Below are 19,956 nucleotides of genomic sequence, written 5' to 3'. Positions count from 1 at the left end.
CCTGTCCGGAAAATAGTGCTTCCGGACCTTTTCCGTGGCATAAAATCTGCGTGCCCCCTTCCGATAATCGGTCGGGAAATGAAAATCGGGATACTCCTGTCGGTCTTCGTGCCGCTTTTGTTCGGCGTCGTCTCCGCTTGGGCGGACAACGGTGCCGAAAGCGCGCGTGCGGGGGTGCCTCAGCTGGAGCGTTTCATGGGAACGTGGTATGAGATCGCACGCTTCGACCACCGTTTCGAGCGGGGACTGTGGCAGGTGCAACTGCACTGCCGGATGCTCTCGGACGGGCTTGTTGACGTGGAGAGCCGGGGCGTGCACTACCGTACGGGAGCGCAGCGCCGGGTGAAAGGCCGGGTCCGCGTGGCGGGTCCGGGGCGGCTGCGGGTTTCGTTCCGGTGGTTTTTCTACCGCGACTGCGTCGTGCTGGAGCTGGACGAAGCGGGTCGGTGGGCGCTGATCGGCGGACGCAAGGCCGACTGCCTGTGGATTCTCTCGCGCAGTCCCGAGCTTTCGGGCCGCACGCTCAACCGCATCCTGCGAATGGCCCGGCGGCGCGGATACGCTACGCGGAAACTCCTCTATGTGGGGAGTGAGTGAGGATGGTTCGCCCCGGCGGGAGGGCGCTCACACGGTAAAGACCCATTCGTCGCCTCGGCTCAGGACGGGGTCCCAGGCAAAACCCTGCCAGTCGAAATCCTTGAGATGGTCCGGATCGGAGATACGCCGCAGGAGGACTTGGCGCGCCATTTCGCCCCGGCACATCTTTGTGTAAACCACCACCGTGCGGAGTCGGTCGCCCTCGCGGACGCGGAATTCGGGCGTGATGACCCGCACCTCGCGGCGGATGCGCGGCCAGTCGAACAGCCGCTTCATCTCGCCGCTCGCCAGGTTCACGAGCACGCCGTCGTCCGAGCGGATTCGGTCGAGAAAGGTCTCCGTCAGCCTCTCCCGCCAATAGTCGTAGAGCGTTCGGTCGTCGTTCCCGACCCGGGCGTCGCCCTCGAGCCGGTAGGGCCGGATGGCGTCGAGCGGACGCAGCAGACCGTAGAGGAACGAGGTGATGAGGAGGTGCTGCTGCGCGTATTCGAAATCGGCGGGCGTGAATGTAGCCGGAGCGAGGTGCTTGAAAACGATACCCGTATAGGCCGTGATGGCCGCCAGGGCCGATTCTTCGGGATCGAGGAACCGGTGGTAGCGCAGGCGGTTTTCGGCCGCGATGCGGGGGTTGATGCGCAGCATCCGGGCCAGCTCATCGGTTCCGAGCGCAGCCATCCGCAGAGCCAGCTGTTCGGCCTCCCGCAGGTAGAGGGGCTGCGTGGTGCGCGGCGGTCGCACGGAGGAGGCCGACGCCATTGTCTTGGCACAGGAGAGAAGCAGCTGCATGGTCAGCGGAACGGGGTGAAAGGGACGAACGGAGAGATGGTGAACTCGGTCGAGAGCAGCCAGTCGCGCCGCGGATGCTCGGCATAGACCGCTTTCGAGACGCGGTAGCGGCCGTAGGGAGCCGGAAAGAGTTTCGGTGCGAGCCAGACCTCGAAATCATGGGTATAGCCCTCGGGCGGCACCGGCCGCTGCGGTCCGGGCGGCGGCGGATCGGGACGCCCCAGGCCGGTCAGCAGGGCGTTCCAGACCTCGCAGACGGGGATGATCTCCCAGCGACCGTGCTGGAAGCGGCTCAGGGTGTAGTCCGAGCCGAACCAGACCGCCTCGTCGCCGCGGTAGCGGATTGTCAGCGTGACGTTTTCCGTCCCGGGCGGGTAGAAAGCGTGCGCGGCCGTCATTGTCAGACAGTCGGGCGGTGCGGCACCGCGGGGAGCCTCCTGCCAAGGCATCGTGTCGGGGTCGAAGCCGCCGAGGCGGATCAGCGGGCAGTCGTGGACGCGGCGGCGGAAAGCGGAGCGGGCCGCGGTGTCGGCGCGCAGCAGCCGCACCTCGACCCGGCCGTTCACGTCGTCGGTCCACCACGACGAGAGGTTTTGGGCGACCGGGTCGCCGGGGTTGGCCCGGCACCAGCGGGTGATGCTGTCCGAGGTTTCACGCAGGAAGAGTTCCATCGTCTTTCGGGCGGCGGGGCGGGGCTGTGCGGCGGCCGTACCGCCCAGCGCGGCGCAGAGTAGCAGAAGCGGCAGGGTTTTCATGGCGGTCAGGCGACGGAACAGGGAATGCCCAGCGCCTCGACGCGGGCGGCGATGCGCTGCAACTCCTCGCGCGGGACCTTTTCGAGGGTCCGGCAGGGCGTGTCGCGGTCGAGCGAGTAGACCATCACCTGCCGCGGTGCGATCTCGCGGACCAGGTCCAGCCACGCCGCAACCTCCTCTTCCGTCGTGTTGTCGATCCGTTCGCCGCCGCATTCGCCCCGAAGAAACATGGTTTGGAGAATCATGCCGTCCAGCCCTTTCAGCTGCTCCGCGACCCGGCGCACCGAGTAGGCGGGATTCTGCGGATTGTTCATGCGCCGCACGGTGGCGTCGAATGCCGAGTCGAGTTTGAGGATCGGGTTGTCCACGCGCCCGAGCGCCCGGCGGACCTCCTCGCGGTGGAGCTGCGTGGCGTTCGAAAGCACCGAAACCCGCGCGGAGGGGCACAGCGCGTCGCGCAGCGCGAGGGTGTCGCCGATGATCGTTTCGAAATCGGGGTGCAGGGTCGGCTCGCCGTTGCCGGCAAAGGTGATCACGTCGGGCGGGGTGCCGGCAGAGACCAGGCGGCGGAGGGCCGCTTCGAGCTGCGTGCGCACCTCCTGCCGGGCGTTGAAGCGGCGCGGACTGGGATGGTCGGCATTCCAGCCGCACTCGCAGTAGATGCAGTCGAACGAGCAGAGTTTCGATTCCGCGGGCAGCAGGTTGACCCCCAGCGAGAGCCCCAGCCGCCGCGAACGGACCGGGCCGAAGATGATGTCGTGGTAGAGGCTTGTCATGCGACAAAATTAAAAAATTAAAATGAAGAATTGAAAATTAAAATTCGGGTATGGAAAATTATGCCTACCTTTAGAAGATCCAAAACCGGACGTTTATGAAATTTCGTATCGGACTCCTGCCGCGCGTCGTGCTGGCCATCGGGCTGGGCGTCGGCTGCGGGTTTTTCCTGCCCGATTGGGCAGTACGTGTCTTTCTGACTTTCAATGCGTTGTTCGGGCAGCTGCTCGGCTTTGTCATTCCGCTGCTGATCCTCGGACTGGTGGCCCCGGGGATCGCCCAGCTGGGCCGCAGTGCCGGCCGTCTCCTGGTCCTGACGGCGGCGCTGGCCTACGGCTTCACCCTCGTATCGGGTTTCGGGACCTATTTCGCGGGCCGCGCGCTCTTTCCCGCCCTGCTGCGGGGTGGCGCCGAGGTGCTGCCCGAAGCGGGCGGCGATGCGCTCGCGCCCTGGTTCACGGTCGAGATGCCGCCCGTGATGGGGGTCATGTCGGCGCTGATCCTCGCTTTCGTGCTCGGGCTGGGCATGGCCTACATCCGCTCCGAGCGGCTCAAGGGCGTCATGGACGAGTTCAAGTCGATCATCGACCTCACGATCGGCCGGGTCATCATCCCGCTGCTGCCGCTCTATATCTTCGGCATCTTCCTCCAGATGACCCGTTCGGGGCAGGTGGCCGGAGTGCTGGGCGTTTTTTTGAAACTCATCGTCGTGATCTTCGCCATGACCGTGGTGCTGCTGCTGTTCCAGTTCACGGTGGCGGGACTTGCGGCGCGGAAAAACCCGCTGCGGATGCTGCGGACGATGATGACGGCCTACCTCACGGCCCTCGGAACGCAATCTTCGGCCGCGACGATCCCCGTGACGCTGGCGCAGACCGTAAAGCTGGGCGTGCGCCCCTCGCTGGCCTCGTTCGTCGTGCCGCTCGCGGCGACGATCCACCTATCGGGCTCGATGATGAAAATCACGGCCTGTGCGCTGGCCGTGTCGATGATCGCGGGGCTGGACATTCCCACGGCGACTTTCGCGGGGTTCATCCTGCTGCTGGCCGTGACGATGATCGCGGCGCCAGGCGTGCCGGGAGGGGCCATCATGGCGGCGCTGGGGCTGCTCGAATCGATGCTCGGATTCGATGAGACGCTCGCGGCGCTGATGATCGCCACCTACATCGCCATGGACAGCTTCGGCACGGCCACCAACGTCACCGGAGACGGCGCCGTGGCCGTCATCGTCGATGCGATCGACCGTCGCAGCGGACCCGATCCCGAAAAATAGGTATAAATGCTTATCCGTAAGGAATAAAAAACGGCTAATTTTGACCGTTAATTTCGTTTTATTTATACTTTTGTGCGTCCGAAACGGAATAAACGGGACATAAAACTCAAATTACAAGCTAAATATGGTTGATATTTTTGCACGCCTCGAGAAAAACGCCGGCGGACCCATCGGTCAGTACATGTCGTATGCGCACGGCTATTTCGCATTTCCCAAGCTGGAGGGCGAGATCGGTCCCCACATGGTTTTCCGGGGTAAGAAGATGCTCAACTGGAGTCTGAACAACTACCTGGGGCTGGCCAACCACCCCGAGGTTCGCAAGGCCGACGCCGAGGGCGCTGCCCAGTTCGGCATGGCGGCTCCGATGGGTGCCCGCATGATGAGCGGCCAGACCGTCTACCACGAACGGCTGGAGCGCGAACTGGCCGAATTCGTCGGCAAGGAGGATGCGTTCCTGCTGAATTTCGGCTACCAGGGCATGATCTCGATTATCGACTGCCTCCTGACCCCGCGCGACGTGGTGGTCTACGACGCCGAGGCCCACGCCTGCATCATCGACGGCCTGCGCCTGCACAAGGGCAAGCGTTTCGTTTACGGCCACAACGACATGGAGTCGCTGCGCCTTCAGTTGCAGCACGCCACGGACCTGGTCGAGGAGCAGAACGGCGGCGTGCTCGTCATTACCGAGGGCGTGTTCGGCATGAAAGGCGACTTGGGTAAACTCGACGAAATCGTCGCGCTGAAAAAGGATTTCCAGTTCCGCCTGCTGGTCGACGACGCCCACGGCTTCGGCACAATGGGCGAGGGCGGCCGCGGCACGGCGTCGCATTTCGGCGTAGTGGACGGAGTGGACGTGCTGTTCAACACCTTTGCCAAGTCGATGGCAGGCATCGGTGCGTTCGTCTGCGGTCCCCGCTGGCTGATCAACCTGTTCCGTTACAACATGCGTTCGCAGCTCTACGCCAAGTCGCTCCCCATGCCGATGGTGATCGGTGCGCTGAAGCGGCTGGAGCTGATCCGCAACCACCCCGAATACCAGCAGCAGCTTTGGGAGATCGTGCGCGCGCTCCAGAGCGGGCTGAAAGAGAACGGTTTCGAGATCGGCGTCACCAATTCGCCCGTTACGCCCGTCTTTATGAAAGGCGGCATTCCCGAGGCGACGAACCTGATCGTCGACCTGCGCGAGAACCACGGTCTGTTCTGCTCGATCGTTGTATACCCGGTGATCCCCAAGGGCGAGATCATTCTGCGCGTCATTCCGACGGCTGCTCACACGCTCGAGGATGTACGCTACACCATCGAAGCGTTCAAGTCGGTGCGCGACAAACTCGAAAGCGGCGTCTACGCCTCGATGCCCATTCCGGTACGCGCCGACGAGGGGTTCAAGGTGCGATAGCAGGTGTTGATCGGAGAGCCTGACAAACCTTCATTCTTTAAATCCCGGACCCTGTCCGGGATTTTTTGTCAGCGGATTTTAACCCGGAAATTTTGCGGAATTGATTTTTCGACTTATATTTGCAATTCCGAAACCGTGGATTTGGTAGTGCTTGTCCCGGTCTGTGGCGGCATTTTGCGAATGGAGACGGCAGTTGCAACACATGCGGAAATAGCTCAGTTGGTAGAGCGCAACCTTGCCAAGGTTGAGGTCGCGGGTCCGAGTCCCGTTTTCCGCTCTTGGGGCCTTGAGAAAGAAGCGGAATTTAGGAGTAAAAACCTTATGTATCAATGATATGTAAGGTTTTTTCGTTTTCAGTCCGAAGCCGTAAAAAGCAACGAAAAGCAGGTTTCGACGACCTTATCGATGACCTGTTTTGCTCGCACCGAAAATAGGTCACTAATGTAAGTTATTGCATTAATTATCAGCTTTTGCCCCGCAACAATTCTATGCTGTAAACGTATTACTAACAAATCATTTACAGCAGTATGGAAAGAAAGACTTTCAGCGTAGTTTTCTTCTGCAAGAAAACCAAAGTAACGAAAAAGGGTAAGGCCCCGATCTATGTGCGCATCAAGACGTGCGGCACGGCAACGGAGATTTATACGCGATGCCAAATCGAGCCGGAGCGTTGGAATCAACGGCTTGAACGGTCACTCTATAAGGACGAGATAGACCAACAGATCAACAGCATCGTCGCCAGCTACCGGGCCAATATCCTTGCCGCATACGACCAGCTTATCCGCGAGGGCAAAGAGCCGACGTGCTTTGCTATCAAACACCGTCTTGAAAACCCGGCGGGCCATGCACGGCTGTTCCTCGCGGAGTTTTCGAAGTATTGCGACAAACGGCAGAAAGAGGTCGGTGTACGCCTTACCCAACTCACGGCAAACAAGTACCACCGCCTGCTGCGCTACCTGAAAGAGTATATGCAGGCCCAATACAAAAAGGAAGATTTGCCGCTGGATATGGTGAATTACGAATACCTCGACGGACTGAACACCTTTATCCAGACGGCCCACAACTGCAAGACCAACGGCGCGGTCAACCTGCTGTGCTGCCTCAAGAACTTTATGCTGTACGCGATCCGCAACGAGTGGATCGAAAAAAATCCGTTTCAGTACTACAAACTGAAACCCGAACACAACAAGTCGAAAGACCATCTGACAAAGGGGGAGTTAGACACCCTTATTCGCAAGCAAATGCCCAACGAACGGATCGAACGCATCCGCGACGTGTTCGCCTTCTGCTGTTTCACGGGCCTTGCCTTTACGGATGCCGACCACCTGCGCCCGGAACATATCGGCGCGGACGAGAGCGGGCAGTTGTGGATTCACAAACCGAGAGAGAAAACCGCCGTCATGAGCCGCATCCCCTTGCTGCCGCACCCGGTAAAACTCCTGCAAAAATACGAGCACGACCCGAATTGCCGACAGCGCGGAAAGATGCTGCCCGTCCCGTCCAACAGCAAGATGAACGCCTATCTGAATGAGCTTGCGGGCATCTGCAATATCGACAAAACACTGACGACGCATGTCGCCCGGCATACTTTCGCCTGCCTTGCTGTGGAGTACGGAACCTATTGACGTACTGGCGAAGATTCTGGGACACTCCAATACCAACATGACCCGGCATTAGAGGGTGGCTAATGATAGGCACCCACATTTCATATCTTTCAGTTAATTCAACTTTCGCATGATGCAGTCGTCTGCGTTTCCATGATTAATTATCCACATTCTTTAGCTGATGAACCAACGTATGTTTTTTCAGCTGTTTGCATGAAATCGGTTTACTTGGCTTATACCTGTGTCATCTTTGATGGCTGAACAATATTAAGTTGGTGAAAAGGTCGGCTACTCGCGTGACATCATCGTCTCGAACTCGTGCCGGGCTGTGGGAATGAAAACCGCACACCGTTAAGCGCCTTCTGACCGCATCCGCATTCCTCTTGATCCAGAACCCGCCAAAAATTCCTATCTTGTGCCGGGAAAAGAGAGAGTATGGCAAAAATTCTGATTATTGACGACGAGGTGCAGCTGCGCGGACTGCTGGCGCGGATCATCGCGCTGGAGGGGTATGAAATCGTGCAGGCGGCGGATTGCGCTTCGGGGTTGAGGGCCTTGGAGCGCGAAGCGCCCGAGGTGGTGTTGTGCGACGTGAAACTGCCGGACGGCAACGGGGTCGACCTGGTTGCGAAGCTCAAAGCCGCTTCGCCGGACTGCGAGGTTATTTTGCTGACCGCTTACGGCAATATCCCCGACGGGGTGCAGGCCATTAAGAATGGTGCTTTCGACTACATTACAAAAGGCGACGACAACAACAAAATCCTGCCGCTGGTAGCCCGTGCCGTCGAGAAAGCGAAGATGCAGCTACGTCTGCGCAGGCTCGGAAAGCAGGTGGAGGGCGATTTCTCATTCGAGCGGGTGGTCGGGAAATCGGCTTCGATGCGCGAGGCGGTGGCGCTGGCCCGCAAAGTGGCTGCGACGGACGCCTCGGTGCTGCTGACGGGCGAGACCGGGACGGGCAAGGATGTTTTCGCCCGGGCGATCCACGGGGCAAGCAGGCGCGCCAGGGAAAATTTCGTGGCGGTGAACTGTGCGGCCTTCACCAAGGAAATACTCGAGAGCGAGTTGTTCGGCCACAAGGCCGGGTCGTTCACCGGAGCCCTGAAAGACAAAAAGGGGCTGCTGGACGAGGCGGATAGCGGAACGCTCTTTTTGGACGAGATCGGCGAGATGGCTCCCGAGTTGCAGGCCAAATTGCTGCGCGTGCTCGAAAACGGCGAGTTCATCCGCGTGGGTGAAACCAAACCCACGAAAACCGACATACGTATCATTGCCGCCACCAACCGCAACCTCGAGCGGGAGATCGCCGAGGGCCGTTTCCGCGAAGACCTCTTCTATCGGCTCTCCGTTTTCACGATCCGCCTGCCGTCGCTGGCCGAGCGACCCGAAGACATCGAAGAATATATCCGGCATTTCATCGGCTATTTCTCGGCACGCATGGCGCGACCCGGCATGCAACCCGGGGCCGAATACCTGCGCCTGATGCGTCTGCATCCGTGGCACGGAAACGTGCGCGAATTGCGCAACGTCGTCGAACGCAGCATGATCCTCGCCGAGAAAGAGACGCTGCGCCCCGAGGATCTGCCGTCCGATTTCCGGCCCGGCGGCGCCCCTGCGGAGCCGAACGATCCGCTTTTGTTAAGCGACATGGAGCGCATCCATATCCAGAAAATCCTGAAATATACCTGCGGCAACAAGGCCGAGGCTGCCCGTCTGCTGGGCATCGGCATCGCCACGCTCTATCGCAAACTGGAGGTTTACGGGATAAAATAGCCGCCCTGTCCTATCATTTTGAGACGGCCGCCCTATCGTTTTGATAGGGCGGCTGCATTTTCAGGAATCTGTCCTGAATTATCAATTACTTGTGTTACAGGTTGATGCAAGCCAAATTAATGGGCTGGCACACCCTTCGTATGCTTGTGCGGCAGAAACCCGAAAAACCGTCCGTCATGGCAATCGTGATACTGATAGCGCTTTTTTGCGGAGCCATGTACCTGCTCTGCCGGATGGTAAACGGGTTCACGCAAATGTTGTCTAACGCAAAAAAAAGAAGAAATGAATGAAATCATCCTGTTCGTGCTGCTCTCCTTGTCGGGGGCGCTCTGTTACTGGTTCTATTTCAAATGTGTGGATTGGTTCGAAAAAATCTGATCGAAATGTTTACCGGACTTTTGTTATTAAGCATCCTGGGGTTTGTCTACCTGTTGTACGTATTGCTCAAACCCGAAAAATTCTGATTGTCTGACTCGTAAAACCCGAACAAATGAATACGGAAATTTTAGGCGTACTGCTGCAATGGGTGCTTCTGGTGGCGTTGAGCTATCCGCTGGGCCGATACATTGCCCGGGTCTACCGCGGGGAGCGGACGTGGCTCGATTTTCTCGCCCCCGTGGAACGCGGCATCTACAAGGTCTGCGGCATCGATCCCCGCGAGGAGATGAACTGGAAGCAGTTTCTCAAGGCCCTCTTGACGGTCAACCTCTTCTGGCTCTTCTGGGGCATGCTGCTGCTGGTCTTTCAGGGATGGCTGCCGCTCAACCCCGACGGCAATCCCGGACAGACGCCCGACCTGGCGTTCAACACCTGCATCTCGTTCATGGTCAACTGCAACCTGCAACATTACAGCGGCGAAACGGGCCTTACCTATTTCACGCAGCTGTTCGTCATCATGCTCTTCCAGTTCGTCACGGCCGCCTGCGGCATGGCCGCCATGGCCGGAATCATGCGGGCGCTGGCGGGGAAGACCACCCGAACCATCGGTAATTTCTGGGTCTTTCTCACCCGGAGCGTCACGCGCATTCTCATGCCGCTGTCGCTCGTAGTGGGCATCCTGCTCATCGTCAACGGCACCCCCATGTCTTTCGACGGCAAGCAGACGCTTCAGACGCTCGAGGGCGGCGAACAGGTCATTTCGCAGGGACCCACGGCGGCCATCGTGCCGATCAAACAACTGGGAACCAATGGCGGCGGCTATTTTGGCGTCAACTCGGCGCATCCGCTCGAAAATCCCAACGCCTTTACGAACATCCTCGAATGCTGGTCGATTCTGATCCTTCCGATGGCCATGGTCTTTGCTTTCGGGTGCTACACGCGCCGCCGCAAACTCGCCGCCTGGATCTTCACCGTCATGCTTTTCGCCTATTCGGCCAGCGTGATCTTCTCGGTCTGGCAGGAGATGGGCGGCAGCCGGGAGATCGACCGGATGGGCATCGTGCAGGATCGGGGCTCGATGGAGGGCAAGGAGGTCCGCATCGGATCGGCCGCATCGGCCATGTGGGGCATGACCACCACGGTTACCTCGAACGGCTCGGTCAACTCGATGCACGACTCGCAGACGCCCCTGAGCGGGATGCTCCAGCTACTCAACATGCAGATCAACTGCTGGTTCGGGGGTGTCGGCGTGGGGTGGATGAACTACTTCGCTTTCCTCATCATCGCGGTCTTCATCAGCGGACTGATGGTGGGGCGGACGCCCGAATTCCTCGGACACAAGGTCGAAGCCCGCGAGATGAAGATCGCCACGCTGGTGGTGCTGCTGCATCCTTTCCTTATTCTGGTCGGCACGGGCGTTGCTGCCGCCGTCGCCGCCGCAAACCCGGAGACCGGTTGGCTGAACAACCCCTCGTTCCACGGTTTGAGCGAGATGCTCTACGAGTACACCTCGGCAGCGGCCAACAACGGTTCGGGCTTCGAGGGGCTCGCGGACAATACGCCGTTCTGGAACATCTCGACCGGCATCGTGCTCATCATGGGCCGCTATTTCCCCATCATCGGCCAGGTCGCAATCGCCGGACTGCTGGCCTCGAAGAAATACATTCCCCAGAGCGCCGGAACGCTCAGGACCGACACGGGTACCTTTTCGCTGATGACCTTTGCCGTCATCGTCATCGTGGCCGCCCTCTCGTTCTTCCCCGCGCTTACACTCGGTCCGATTGCCGATTACCTGACTTTCTAAATCGCAAAAACCATGAAAAGAAACCGAAACAATACCCTCTTCGACCCGACGCTGCTCAGGCAAAGCCTGCTCGCTTCGGTGCTCAAACTCGATCCGCGCACGATGATCAAGAACCCGATCATGTTTACCGTCGAGGCCGTCACTTTCGCCATGCTGCTGCTCATTGGCTGGATCGCCGTGACGGGTAATACGTCGCAAGGGTCGCTCGGCTACAACGTCGTTCTCTTTGCGGTGCTGCTGGCCACGGTGCTCTTCGCCAATTTCGCCGAAGCTATCGCCGAGGCGCGCGGCAAGGCCCAGGCCGACAGCCTGCGCAAGACCCGCGAGGAGACCCCCACCAAGCGCATCGAGGCGGACGGACAGTCGCACATCGTGAGCAGTTCCGACCTCCGTCCGGGCGATTTGTTCGAATGCGTCGCGGGCGACACGGTGCCGGCCGACGGCGAGATCGTCGAGGGGCTCGCCTCGATCGACGAGAGCGCCATTACGGGCGAATCGGCCCCGGTGATCCGCGAAGCGGGCGGCGACAAGAGTTCGGTCACGGGCGGTACGAAGGTCCTCTCCGACCGCATCCGGGTTCGGGTGACCGCACGGCCCGGCGAGAGCTTTCTCGATCGGATGATCGCTTTGGTGGAGGGGTCCACGCGCCAGAAGACGCCCAACGAGATCGCGCTCACGATCCTGCTGGCCGGATTTACCCTGGTCTTCGTGATCGTCTGCGCCACGCTCAAGCCCTTTGCGGACTACGTGGGTGCGAACATTACGGTCGCAGCGTTCATTTCGCTCTTCGTCTGCCTGATCCCGACCACCATCGGCGGTCTTTTGTCCGCCATCGGCATCGCCGGCATGGACCGTGCCCTGCGGGCCAACGTCATCACCAAGTCGGGCCGGGCGGTCGAGACGGCGGGCGACATCGATACGCTGCTGCTGGACAAAACGGGCACGATCACCATCGGCAACCGCAAAGCCACGGCATTCCATCCGGCCGACGGGATCGACCCAAACGAGTTCACGCGCCTGTGCATGCTCTCGTCGGTGGCTGATGAGACGCCCGAAGGCAAATCAATCGTCGAATTGTGCGTGGAAAAGGGCTTCAAGAGCCCCGATCCGCTCCAAGCGGTGGGCCTGCGGATGGTGAAATTCTCGGCTGAGACCAAGTGCTCGGGCGTGGACCTGCCCGACGGCACCCGCATCCGCAAGGGGGCGTCCGAGGCGATCATCCACCTTGCCGATCAGGCCGGGAACGGGTGCTCGCAGGCGGTGGAGCGGACCGTCCGGCGCATCTCAGAGAACGGCGGAACGCCGCTTGTCGTCTGCCGCAACGAACGGATCGCAGGTGTGATCGAGTTGCAGGACATCATCAAAACGGGCATCCGCGAACGCTTCGAGCGCCTGCGCAAGATGGGCGTCAAGACCGTCATGGTCACCGGGGACAATCCGTTGACAGCCAAGTATATTGCCGAAAAGGCCGGAGTCGATGACTTCATCGCCGAGGCCCGTCCCGAGGACAAACTCGAATACATCCGCCGCGAGCAGCGTGCAGGGAAGCTGGTGGCCATGATGGGCGACGGCACCAACGACGCGCCGGCGCTGGCGCAGGCCGACGTGGGCGTGGCGATGAACAGCGGCACGCAGGCCGCCAAGGAGGCGGGCAACATGGTCGATCTGGACAACGACCCCACCAAACTGATCGAGATCGTCGAGATCGGCAAGCAGCTGCTGATGACGCGCGGCACTTTGACCACTTTCTCCATCGCCAACGACGTGGCCAAATATTTCGCCATCGTTCCGGCCTTGTTCATCGCCTCCGTCCCCTCGTTGCAGGCGCTGAACATCATGCACCTCTATTCGCCCGAAAGCGCCATCCTGTCGGCGGTCATCTTCAACGCGATCATCATTCCGCTGCTCATCCCGCTGGCGCTGCGCGGCGTAAAGTACAAACCCATCGGCGCCTCGGCGCTGCTGCGGCGCAACCTGTTCATCTACGGACTGGGCGGCGTCATCGTTCCGTTCATCGGCATCAAACTCATAGACATGCTGGTAAGTGTATTCTTTTAATGTATTGCAACCATGAAAAACTTTTGGATTTCCATCAAGATCACGCTGGCAATGTGTCTGTTGCTCGGCGTAGGATATGTGCTGGTGCTGCGCGGCGTCTCGGCCGTGGCAGGTCCCAACGGCGGCCAGGCCGAAACGGTCATGCTCGACGGCAAGGTCGTCGGAGCGGCCCATGTCGGGCAGGCTTTTACCCGGAGCGGCTATTTCTGGGGCCGTCCCTCGGCCGTGGACTACAACGGCGGCGGCTCGGGCGGCAGCAACAAGGCCACGACCAACCCGGAATATCTGGCCGATGTGGAGCGGCGCGTGCAGGATTTTCTCGCGGCGCATCCCTATCTCTCCCGTGAGGAGGTGCCCTCCGAGATGGTAACGGCAAGCGGCTCGGGGCTCGATCCCGACATCTCGCCCCGCGGCGCGGCGGTGCAGGTGCGCCGCGTGGCCGGGGCCCGCGGGCTGGATACGGCCCTCGTGCAGCACCTGGTCGATTCGCTGACGCAGAGACCGTGGCTGGGCCTTTTCGGCACCGAAAAGGTCAACGTGCTCCGCTTGAATATTGCGTTGGAAGAGTTGAGCGAAAACTGATAGCAAACCATGAAGACGGATAAATCGATGAAACGCTGGCTTTTTATTCTGATTGCCGCTCTGGCGATCTTTCTGACTGCGGACCTTTGCGCCCGGGAGCGCGGTGTAAAATTCTCGGGCGGCACCGACCTCGTAAGCACTTACGTGTGGCGCGGCGTCTACGAAAGCGGTCCGGCTTTCCAACCTGTGCTTACCCTTGCGGCCGGGAATTTCTCGGCGACGGCCTGGGGCTCGGTCGATTTCGACAACAACTACAAGGAGATGGACCTCACGCTGGCCTATCGACTGGGGCCCGTCACCCTCTCGCTGGCCGATCTCTACTGGACGGGCCATGCCGACGACCGCTATTGGGTCGTGGACAACCGCTCGCCCCACCGGATCGAGGTGGGGGCCAGCTGGGTCGTCTCGCAGCAGGTTCCCCTCACGCTGTCGTGGTACACGGTGCTCTTCGGCGCGGCCGATCGGAACGACAAGGGCGAACGCGCCTATGCCTCCTATTTCGAAGCGGCCTACCCCTTTGCGGTAAAGGGCGTCGACCTGAAAGCCGGCATCGGCATCGTACCCTGGAACGCCGCTGCGACCTATTACAGCGGCAGCCGGAATTTCTATGTGCAGAACGTCTTTCTTAATGCCGGCAAGGCGTGGAGCATCCGGGGTGCCGATGGGATGCGGATCGGAATTTTCACACAACTGATCTGGGACCCCGCGCTCGAAGATGTGAACTTTGTGGGAGGCGTTTCTTTCCGCATGTGATTCGATGGAGACACACGACAGCATACAACGGTTTCTGGAGCTGATCCGCCGCTCGCACCGCGGCAAGTTCAAAGTCTATATCGGCATGAGCGCCGGGGTGGGCAAGACCTACCGCATGCTCCAGGAGGCGCACCAGCTGCTCGATGCGGGGGTGGACGTGCGAATCGGCTATGTCGAAACGCACGGCCGCGCGGAGACGGAGGCCCTCACCCGGGGGCTTCCGTTCGTGCCGCGCCGCAAGCTCTTCTACAAGGGCAAGGAGCTCGAGGAGATGGACACGCAGGCCATCCTGAATCTGCATCCCGAAATCGTCGTCGTCGACGAGCTGGCCCACACCAACATCGAGGGGAGCGGGAACGCCAAACGGTGGCAGGACGTGATGCAGCTCCTCGACGCGGGGGTGAGTGTCATTACGGCGGTCAATATCCAGCATATCGAGGGGCTCAACGAAGCCGTGGAGGAGATCACCGGAATCGAGGTCCGCGAACGGGTGCCCGACAGCGTGCTGGCGCTGGCCGACGAGGTGGTGAATATCGACCTGACGGCGGATGATCTGATCGACCGGCTGAAAGCCGGAAAGATCTACCGCCCGGACAAGATCGCGGCAGCGCTGGGCAATTTCTTCACGCAGGACAACCTGCTGCAACTGCGCGAACTGGCTCTGAAGGAGGTGGCGCTGCGTGTGGGCAAGAAAGTCGAAAACGCGGTGGCCGATGCCGAAAAGGTGCGGCACGACAAGTTGCTGGCCGTAATCGATTCGTCCGAGAAGCGGGCCCGGCGCGTCATTCGCAAGACGGCGCGCATGGCCACCCACCTCAATGCCGCGTTCGTCGTACTCTACGTCCAGCCCGACCGCGAGGCTGCCGACCGGATTCCGCTCTCGCGGCAGCGCTACCTGATAAACAACCTCAATCTGGCCACGGAACTCGGCGGCGAGGTGCGCCGTGTGCGGTCGAATGCACTCGTCGGTAGCGTCATCGGGGTGTGCCGCGAGCAAAAAATCAACATCGTTTGCATCGGGCGACCGGAATTATCGTTATTTTCGCTGTTGAAAAGCGCTTTTAACCTGTGGCGGCTTGCCGGAAGGCTCTCGCGCCTGAATATCGATCTATTCGTTTTGTCATGAAACTGCGGTACAGACTCACACTTGGGATCGGCGTGCTGTTCGCCATGATCCTGCTGCTCGGCATCCAATCCGTCGGCTACGTCCGGCAGTTGTCGGCCGCCTCGGGGCAGATACTCTCCGACAACTACAATTCGCTGCACTACGCCGAGGAGATGCTGCGCTCGCTCGACCGCCTGTCGCAGGACTCGACCTCGCGTGCGGCGCTCATCGCCAGTCTGTCGCTTCAGCGGCAGAACATCACCGAGGTCAACGAGCGCGAAGCGACCGCCTCGCTCACGGCCCGGATCGCCGCGCTGACCGATTCGGCTACCCGGCCCGAGATTCAGCTCATCCGCGACGACCTCTACCGGATCATGGAACTGAACATGGCTTCGATCCGCGCCAAAACCTCCGACATGGAGTCGCGGGCGGCCGATGCGGTGTTGTGGCTGACCGTCGTCTCGATTCTCTGCGCGCTGCTGGCCGCCCTTTTTCTGGTGCGCTTTCCCGCGGTCATCCTGCGACCGATCGACCGGCTCAAGGAGGGCATCACCCAGATTGCCAACCACAACTACCGGCAGCGGCTCGATTTCTCGGGCAACCGCGAGTTCGAATCGGTGGCCGCGTCGTTCAACGACATGGCGGCCAAGCTCGACGAGTACCGGCGTAGTTCGCTCGACGAACTGCTCACGGCAAAAAAACGCATCGAGGGGATCGTCAACACGCTCCACGAACCGATCATCGGACTGGGAGCCGACCGCAAGATTCTCTTCATGAACCGCGAAGCCCTCTCGGTGCTCAATTTGAGCGAGGAGGCGGTGGGCCGGAACGCTGCCGAGGTGGCTCTGTCGAACGACCTGCTGCGGCGGCTGGTGCGGGGGCTCTACGACCCCAAGAGCGAAGGCGGGCAGGAGCCGCTGAAAATCTACGCCGACGACAAGGAGAGCTATTTTCAGGTCGAAAACACCCCGCTCTACATTACTCCCGTCGGCGGCAGCGGGCGGCAGTTCGTGGGCAACCTCATTATCCTGAACAACATCACCCGCTACAAGGAGCTCGATTCGGCTAAGACCAACTTCATCTCGACCGTTTCCCACGAGATGAAGACGCCCATATCGTCGATCCTGATGAGCCTGCAACTGTTGGGCGACGACCGGCTGGGCGCGCTCAACGGCGAGCAGAAACAGTTGGTGGAGAGCATCCGGGAGAGCAGCGACCGCTTGCTGTCTATCACGGGCGAACTGCTCAACATGACGCAGATCGAGACGGGCAAACTCAAATTAATGCCCAAGGTCACCAAGCCCATCGAACTGATCGACTATGCGGTCCGGGCGACGCGGGTGCTTGCCGAGCGGTTCTGCTGCTTCGTCGAGGTGGAGTACCCCGAAAAAATTTCCAAACTCTTCGTCGACAACGAAAAGATCGCGTGGGTCGTCACCAATCTGTTGTCGAACGCCATCCACCACTCTCCCGAAAGGTCGCGGATCATAATCGGCGCCGCACAGCGCGGCAAGACGGTCGACATTTTCGTGCAGGATTTCGGCCGCGGCATCGATCCGCGCTACCACAAAAGCATCTTCGAACGCTATTTCCGCGTGCCGGGCACCAAGGTGCAGGGCAGCGGCCTGGGCCTTGCGATCTCCAAAGAGTTCGTCGAGGCGCACGGCGGCACGATCTCGGTCGAGAGCCAGATCGGCAAGGGCAGCCGGTTCACCGTCTCGCTGCCCGTCTGACCGCCTTTTCCATCAAACTGTCATCAAACAGGAGCCCAAAAATCATCCTTTCGAGTAATAATCGCCGATCGGACAGACGGGACCCGCAAAACGAAACCCCGCTCCAGATAGGTTTGGAGCGGGGTTTGGCATCTTGCCGAAGAGCTGTTTACGAGACTTGAACTCGTGACCTCTTCCTTACCAAGGAAGTGCTCTACCACTGAGCTAAAACAGCAATGTTCTCTCGAAGAGTGGTGCAAAAGTACACAACAAAATTGAAATGACCAAAAAATTGCGCATAATTCACAATTATTTTCTATCTTTACTGACAAATTATAACCCTGAATAGATGAAACGTATATTGATCGTAGGCGCCGGAGGCCAGATCGGTTCCGAGCTGACAGTTTATCTGCGCAAGATTTACGGCGACCGCAACGTCGTCGCCACCGACATGCGCGAGTGCCGGGCACTGGGCGAGGCAGGTCCTTTCGAGGTGCTCAACGCTCTGGATGCTACGGCGATGGCGTCGGTGGTGGCTCGCTACCACATCGACACGATCTTCAACTTGGTGGCTCTGCTTTCGGCCGTCGGCGAGCGCAACCCTCAGATGGCCTGGTCGGTCAACATGGGGGCGCTGAACAATTCGCTCGAGGTGGCCCGCCAGCACCACTGTGCGCTGTTCACCCCCTCGTCCATCGGGGCTTTCGGCCCCACCTCGCCCAAGGACTGCACCCCGCAGGACACGATCATGCAGCCCACGACCATCTACGGTATCTGCAAGGTCACGGGCGAGATGCTGGGCAACTACTACCACCACAAATACGGCGTCGATACCCGTTCGGTCCGCTTTCCGGGCATCATCTCGAGTGTCACGCTGCCAGGCGGCGGCACCACGGACTATGCGGTCGAGATCTACTACGAGGCCATCCGCAGCGGCCGGTTCACCTGCCCCGTTCCCGCGGACGTCTACATGGATATGATCTACATGCCCGATGCGCTCAGAGCCTGCGTCGAACTGATGGAGGCCGATCCCGCCAAACTGGTCCACCGCAACAGTTTCAACATCGCCTCGATGAGCTTCACGCCCGAGATCATCTATGCCGAGATCCGGAAGCGCCTGCCGGAATTTACGATGGATTACCAGGTCGATCCCGTGAAAAAGGAAATTGCCGAGAGCTGGCCCAATTCGCTCGACGACACGTGTGCCCGCGAGGAGTGGGGCTGGAAACCCGAGTGGAACCTCTCGCGCATGACCGACGACATGCTCTCCCACATCCGCGCCAAACTCGAAAAGGAGTGAGGAGCGCCATGACCACCCTGATCGACGCGACGGCCAGTTGGGACGGTACGCCGCTTCCGTCCTATCCCGCAGGCGCTCCGCGCGTTACGATCCTGCGGGCCGTGATCGCTCCGCAGGAGAGGCTGGACCTGCACTGTCACCCGGTCATCAATGCCGGCGTAGTGCTGCGCGGCGCGCTGACGGTGGTGGCGGCCGGCGGCGCCGAGCGCACGTTCCGCGCAGGCGAAGCGCTCGTAGAACTGGTCAATACGCCGCACTACGGTGAAAACCGGGGCGACGAAGAGGTCGAGCTCGTGATGTTTTATGCCGGAGCCGGCGAGCTGCCGCTCTCGGAAAACCCCGACCCATGAAAAAATTTCTTCGCATTCTCGCCTGGGCCGTTCCCTCCGCGCTCGTGCTGACGGTCGTGGCCGTTATCTGGGGCAGCTTCTACCTGGTGTCGTTCGCGCTGACCCCGGCCGAGACGGTGGCGGCCAAATACGCGACCTCATGGACGGATGTCTGCGCCGAGTCGCCGCTGCTGCGGTCGTGGATTTACAACATGCGCGAAGAGGGGACCCTGCGCGATACGGTGGTCGTCAACCCGGCAGGCGTGCGGCTCCATGCACTCTACGCCGCGGCTGCGGAGCCGACCGCGCGCACAGCAGTGATCGTCCACGGCTATACCGACTGCGCGCAGCTGATGCTGATGATCGGCTACCTATACCACCACGACCTGGGCTGCAACATCCTGCTGCCCGACCTGCAATACCACGGCGCGAGCGGCGGCCGGGCGATAAGGATGGGGTGGCGCGACCGCGACGACCTGCTGCTGTGGATGGAGGTGGCCGACAAACTCTTCGGCGGCGATACGCAAATGGTCGTCCACGGCCTCTCGATGGGAGCCGCAACGGTGATGATGGCCTCGGGCGAGGAGCAGCAGCCCTATGTGAAATGTTTTGTCGAAGACTGCGGCTATACCAGCGTGAGGGAGCAGTTCGCCAAGGAGCTGCGCGAGCGCTTCTACCTGCCGCCGTTCCCGGTGCTCGACCTGGCGGACTGCATCTGCCGCTGGAAATACGGCTGGTCGTTCGGCGAGGCTTCAGCGCTCGAACAGGTGCGCAAATGCACGCTGCCGATGCTCTTCATCCACGGCGATTCCGACCGCTACGTCCCTACGCGGATGGTCTATCCGCTCTACGAGGCCAAGCCGGGCGAGAAAGAGATATGGGTAGTGCCGGGCGTGTCGCACGCCATGTCCTACCGCAACGACCCGCAGGAATATACCCGGCGCGTTGCACAGTTCGTGGAGAAATATATCGAATAG

18 protein-coding genes and 2 tRNA genes are annotated in these 19,956 nt (G+C 60.4%); 16 read left to right on the top strand and 4 right to left on the bottom strand.

All coding sequences use genetic code 11. The features are described from left to right. Window positions 1-78: 78 nt before the first annotated feature. Entirely contained in the window at window positions 79-597 is a 519-nt protein-coding gene (locus ACMQ11_RS05070) for a lipocalin family protein (RefSeq protein ID WP_418991678.1), read from the top strand. 27 nt (window positions 598-624) lie between these two features. On the opposite strand, the gene ACMQ11_RS05065 is transcribed toward ACMQ11_RS05070, so the two are convergent. From ACMQ11_RS05065 to ACMQ11_RS05055, 3 genes are read right to left on the bottom strand one after another with little or no spacing between them, the layout of a single operon-like run. After that, complete coding sequence (locus ACMQ11_RS05065) at window positions 625-1,383, bottom strand: YaaA family protein (RefSeq protein WP_418991676.1); 759 nt, start codon at window positions 1,381-1,383, stop codon at window positions 625-627. Window positions 1,384-1,385: 2 nt separating this feature from the next. Then, entirely contained in the window at window positions 1,386-2,138 is a 753-nt protein-coding gene (locus tag ACMQ11_RS05060; RefSeq protein WP_418991675.1) for a hypothetical protein, read from the bottom strand. A 5-nt stretch (window positions 2,139-2,143) separates the two neighbouring features. Further along, window positions 2,144-2,914, bottom strand: coding sequence for a radical SAM protein (locus ACMQ11_RS05055; protein WP_418991673.1), 771 nt, complete (start codon window positions 2,912-2,914; stop codon window positions 2,144-2,146). Window positions 2,915-3,009: 95 nt separating this feature from the next. Between ACMQ11_RS05055 and ACMQ11_RS05050 the strand changes: the two genes are divergently transcribed. The 12 genes from ACMQ11_RS05050 (at window position 3,010) to ACMQ11_RS04995 (ending at window position 17,371) form a co-directional block, all read left to right on the top strand. Beyond that, window positions 3,010-4,185 carry a dicarboxylate/amino acid:cation symporter gene (locus ACMQ11_RS05050; protein WP_418991671.1) on the top strand — a complete coding sequence of 392 codons (1,176 nt, stop codon included), beginning with the start codon at window positions 3,010-3,012 and terminating at the stop codon, window positions 4,183-4,185. Between the two features lie 124 nt (window positions 4,186-4,309). Further along, window positions 4,310-5,581, top strand: a complete 1,272-nt coding sequence (locus ACMQ11_RS05045; protein ID WP_418991670.1) for an aminotransferase class I/II-fold pyridoxal phosphate-dependent enzyme — start codon at window positions 4,310-4,312, stop codon at window positions 5,579-5,581. Between the two features lie 204 nt (window positions 5,582-5,785). After that, a tRNA-Gly gene (locus tag ACMQ11_RS05040) sits at window positions 5,786-5,858 on the top strand. Window positions 5,859-6,108: 250 nt separating this feature from the next. Then, the gene (locus tag ACMQ11_RS05035; RefSeq protein ID WP_418991669.1) at window positions 6,109-7,206 is read left to right on the top strand and encodes a site-specific integrase; all 1,098 of its coding nucleotides are present in this window, start codon (window positions 6,109-6,111) and stop codon (window positions 7,204-7,206) included. A gap of 414 nt (window positions 7,207-7,620) precedes the next feature. Beyond that, window positions 7,621-8,958 (top strand): sigma-54-dependent transcriptional regulator, encoded by a 1,338-nt coding sequence (locus ACMQ11_RS05030; RefSeq protein ID WP_418991668.1) that lies wholly within the window; start codon window positions 7,621-7,623, stop codon window positions 8,956-8,958. 350 nt (window positions 8,959-9,308) lie between these two features. Beyond that, window positions 9,309-9,422: a K(+)-transporting ATPase subunit F gene (gene kdpF, locus ACMQ11_RS05025; RefSeq protein ID WP_418991667.1), complete on the top strand. Its 114-nt coding sequence runs from the start codon at window positions 9,309-9,311 to the stop codon at window positions 9,420-9,422. A gap of 26 nt (window positions 9,423-9,448) precedes the next feature. Continuing rightward, window positions 9,449-11,140, top strand: coding sequence for a potassium-transporting ATPase subunit KdpA (kdpA, locus tag ACMQ11_RS05020; RefSeq protein ID WP_418991666.1), 1,692 nt, complete (start codon window positions 9,449-9,451; stop codon window positions 11,138-11,140). A 12-nt stretch (window positions 11,141-11,152) separates the two neighbouring features. Continuing rightward, a complete protein-coding gene (gene kdpB, locus ACMQ11_RS05015; RefSeq protein WP_418991665.1) occupies window positions 11,153-13,198 on the top strand; it encodes a potassium-transporting ATPase subunit KdpB in 2,046 nt (681 codons plus the stop codon). A 12-nt stretch (window positions 13,199-13,210) separates the two neighbouring features. Continuing rightward, the gene (gene kdpC / locus ACMQ11_RS05010; RefSeq protein ID WP_418991664.1) at window positions 13,211-13,780 is read left to right on the top strand and encodes a potassium-transporting ATPase subunit KdpC; all 570 of its coding nucleotides are present in this window, start codon (window positions 13,211-13,213) and stop codon (window positions 13,778-13,780) included. 9 nt (window positions 13,781-13,789) lie between these two features. After that, the gene (locus tag ACMQ11_RS05005; protein ID WP_418991663.1) at window positions 13,790-14,533 is read left to right on the top strand and encodes a hypothetical protein; all 744 of its coding nucleotides are present in this window, start codon (window positions 13,790-13,792) and stop codon (window positions 14,531-14,533) included. 4 nt (window positions 14,534-14,537) lie between these two features. Beyond that, window positions 14,538-15,659: a sensor protein KdpD gene (locus tag ACMQ11_RS05000; RefSeq protein WP_418991661.1), complete on the top strand. Its 1,122-nt coding sequence runs from the start codon at window positions 14,538-14,540 to the stop codon at window positions 15,657-15,659. Continuing rightward, window positions 15,656-17,371 (top strand): ATP-binding protein, encoded by a 1,716-nt coding sequence (locus tag ACMQ11_RS04995; protein ID WP_418991660.1) that lies wholly within the window; start codon window positions 15,656-15,658, stop codon window positions 17,369-17,371. The genes ACMQ11_RS05000 and ACMQ11_RS04995 overlap by 4 nt, the downstream gene beginning before the upstream one ends. Before the next feature lie 142 nt (window positions 17,372-17,513). Here ACMQ11_RS04995 and ACMQ11_RS04990 read toward each other — a convergent pair. After that, window positions 17,514-17,585, bottom strand: a tRNA-Thr gene (locus tag ACMQ11_RS04990). A gap of 114 nt (window positions 17,586-17,699) precedes the next feature. Between ACMQ11_RS04990 and ACMQ11_RS04985 the strand changes: the two genes are divergently transcribed. From ACMQ11_RS04985 to ACMQ11_RS04975, 3 genes are read left to right on the top strand one after another with little or no spacing between them, the layout of a single operon-like run. Then, entirely contained in the window at window positions 17,700-18,650 is a 951-nt protein-coding gene (locus tag ACMQ11_RS04985) for an NAD-dependent epimerase/dehydratase family protein (protein ID WP_418991659.1), read from the top strand. 8 nt (window positions 18,651-18,658) lie between these two features. Then, on the top strand, window positions 18,659-19,000 hold the full coding sequence (locus ACMQ11_RS04980) for a cupin domain-containing protein (protein WP_418991658.1): 342 nt from the start codon (window positions 18,659-18,661) through the stop codon (window positions 18,998-19,000). Beyond that, entirely contained in the window at window positions 18,997-19,956 is a 960-nt protein-coding gene (locus ACMQ11_RS04975) for an alpha/beta hydrolase (protein WP_418991657.1), read from the top strand. The genes ACMQ11_RS04980 and ACMQ11_RS04975 overlap by 4 nt, the downstream gene beginning before the upstream one ends.

The sequence above is a fragment of the Alistipes sp. genome, from assembly GCF_048465575.1.
Lineage (GTDB): Bacteria > Bacteroidota > Bacteroidia > Bacteroidales > Rikenellaceae > Alistipes.
This window is presented reverse-complemented; position numbering and strand designations above follow the sequence as displayed.

Excerpts from the sequence above, each read along its gene's own strand:
- ACMQ11_RS04975 (WP_418991657.1), top strand. The coding sequence starts at position 18,997 with ATGAAAAAATTTCTTCGCATTCTCGCCTGGGCCGTTCCCTCCGCGCTC.
- ACMQ11_RS05065 (WP_418991676.1), bottom strand. The coding sequence starts at position 1,383 with ATGCAGCTGCTTCTCTCCTGTGCCAAGACAATGGCGTCGGCCTCCTCC.
- kdpC (WP_418991664.1), top strand. The coding sequence starts at position 13,211 with ATGAAAAACTTTTGGATTTCCATCAAGATCACGCTGGCAATGTGTCTG.
- ACMQ11_RS05035 (WP_418991669.1), top strand. The coding sequence starts at position 6,109 with ATGGAAAGAAAGACTTTCAGCGTAGTTTTCTTCTGCAAGAAAACCAAA.
- ACMQ11_RS05050 (WP_418991671.1), top strand. The coding sequence starts at position 3,010 with ATGAAATTTCGTATCGGACTCCTGCCGCGCGTCGTGCTGGCCATCGGG.
- ACMQ11_RS05005 (WP_418991663.1), top strand. The coding sequence starts at position 13,790 with ATGAAGACGGATAAATCGATGAAACGCTGGCTTTTTATTCTGATTGCC.
- ACMQ11_RS05000 (WP_418991661.1), top strand. The coding sequence starts at position 14,538 with ATGGAGACACACGACAGCATACAACGGTTTCTGGAGCTGATCCGCCGC.
- ACMQ11_RS04980 (WP_418991658.1), top strand. The coding sequence starts at position 18,659 with ATGACCACCCTGATCGACGCGACGGCCAGTTGGGACGGTACGCCGCTT.
- kdpF (WP_418991667.1), top strand. The coding sequence starts at position 9,309 with ATGTGTGGATTGGTTCGAAAAAATCTGATCGAAATGTTTACCGGACTT.
- ACMQ11_RS04985 (WP_418991659.1), top strand. The coding sequence starts at position 17,700 with ATGAAACGTATATTGATCGTAGGCGCCGGAGGCCAGATCGGTTCCGAG.
- ACMQ11_RS05070 (WP_418991678.1), top strand. The coding sequence starts at position 79 with ATGAAAATCGGGATACTCCTGTCGGTCTTCGTGCCGCTTTTGTTCGGC.
- ACMQ11_RS05030 (WP_418991668.1), top strand. The coding sequence starts at position 7,621 with ATGGCAAAAATTCTGATTATTGACGACGAGGTGCAGCTGCGCGGACTG.
- ACMQ11_RS04995 (WP_418991660.1), top strand. The coding sequence starts at position 15,656 with ATGAAACTGCGGTACAGACTCACACTTGGGATCGGCGTGCTGTTCGCC.
- kdpB (WP_418991665.1), top strand. The coding sequence starts at position 11,153 with ATGAAAAGAAACCGAAACAATACCCTCTTCGACCCGACGCTGCTCAGG.
- ACMQ11_RS05055 (WP_418991673.1), bottom strand. The coding sequence starts at position 2,914 with ATGACAAGCCTCTACCACGACATCATCTTCGGCCCGGTCCGTTCGCGG.
- ACMQ11_RS05060 (WP_418991675.1), bottom strand. The coding sequence starts at position 2,138 with ATGAAAACCCTGCCGCTTCTGCTACTCTGCGCCGCGCTGGGCGGTACG.
- kdpA (WP_418991666.1), top strand. The coding sequence starts at position 9,449 with ATGAATACGGAAATTTTAGGCGTACTGCTGCAATGGGTGCTTCTGGTG.
- ACMQ11_RS05045 (WP_418991670.1), top strand. The coding sequence starts at position 4,310 with ATGGTTGATATTTTTGCACGCCTCGAGAAAAACGCCGGCGGACCCATC.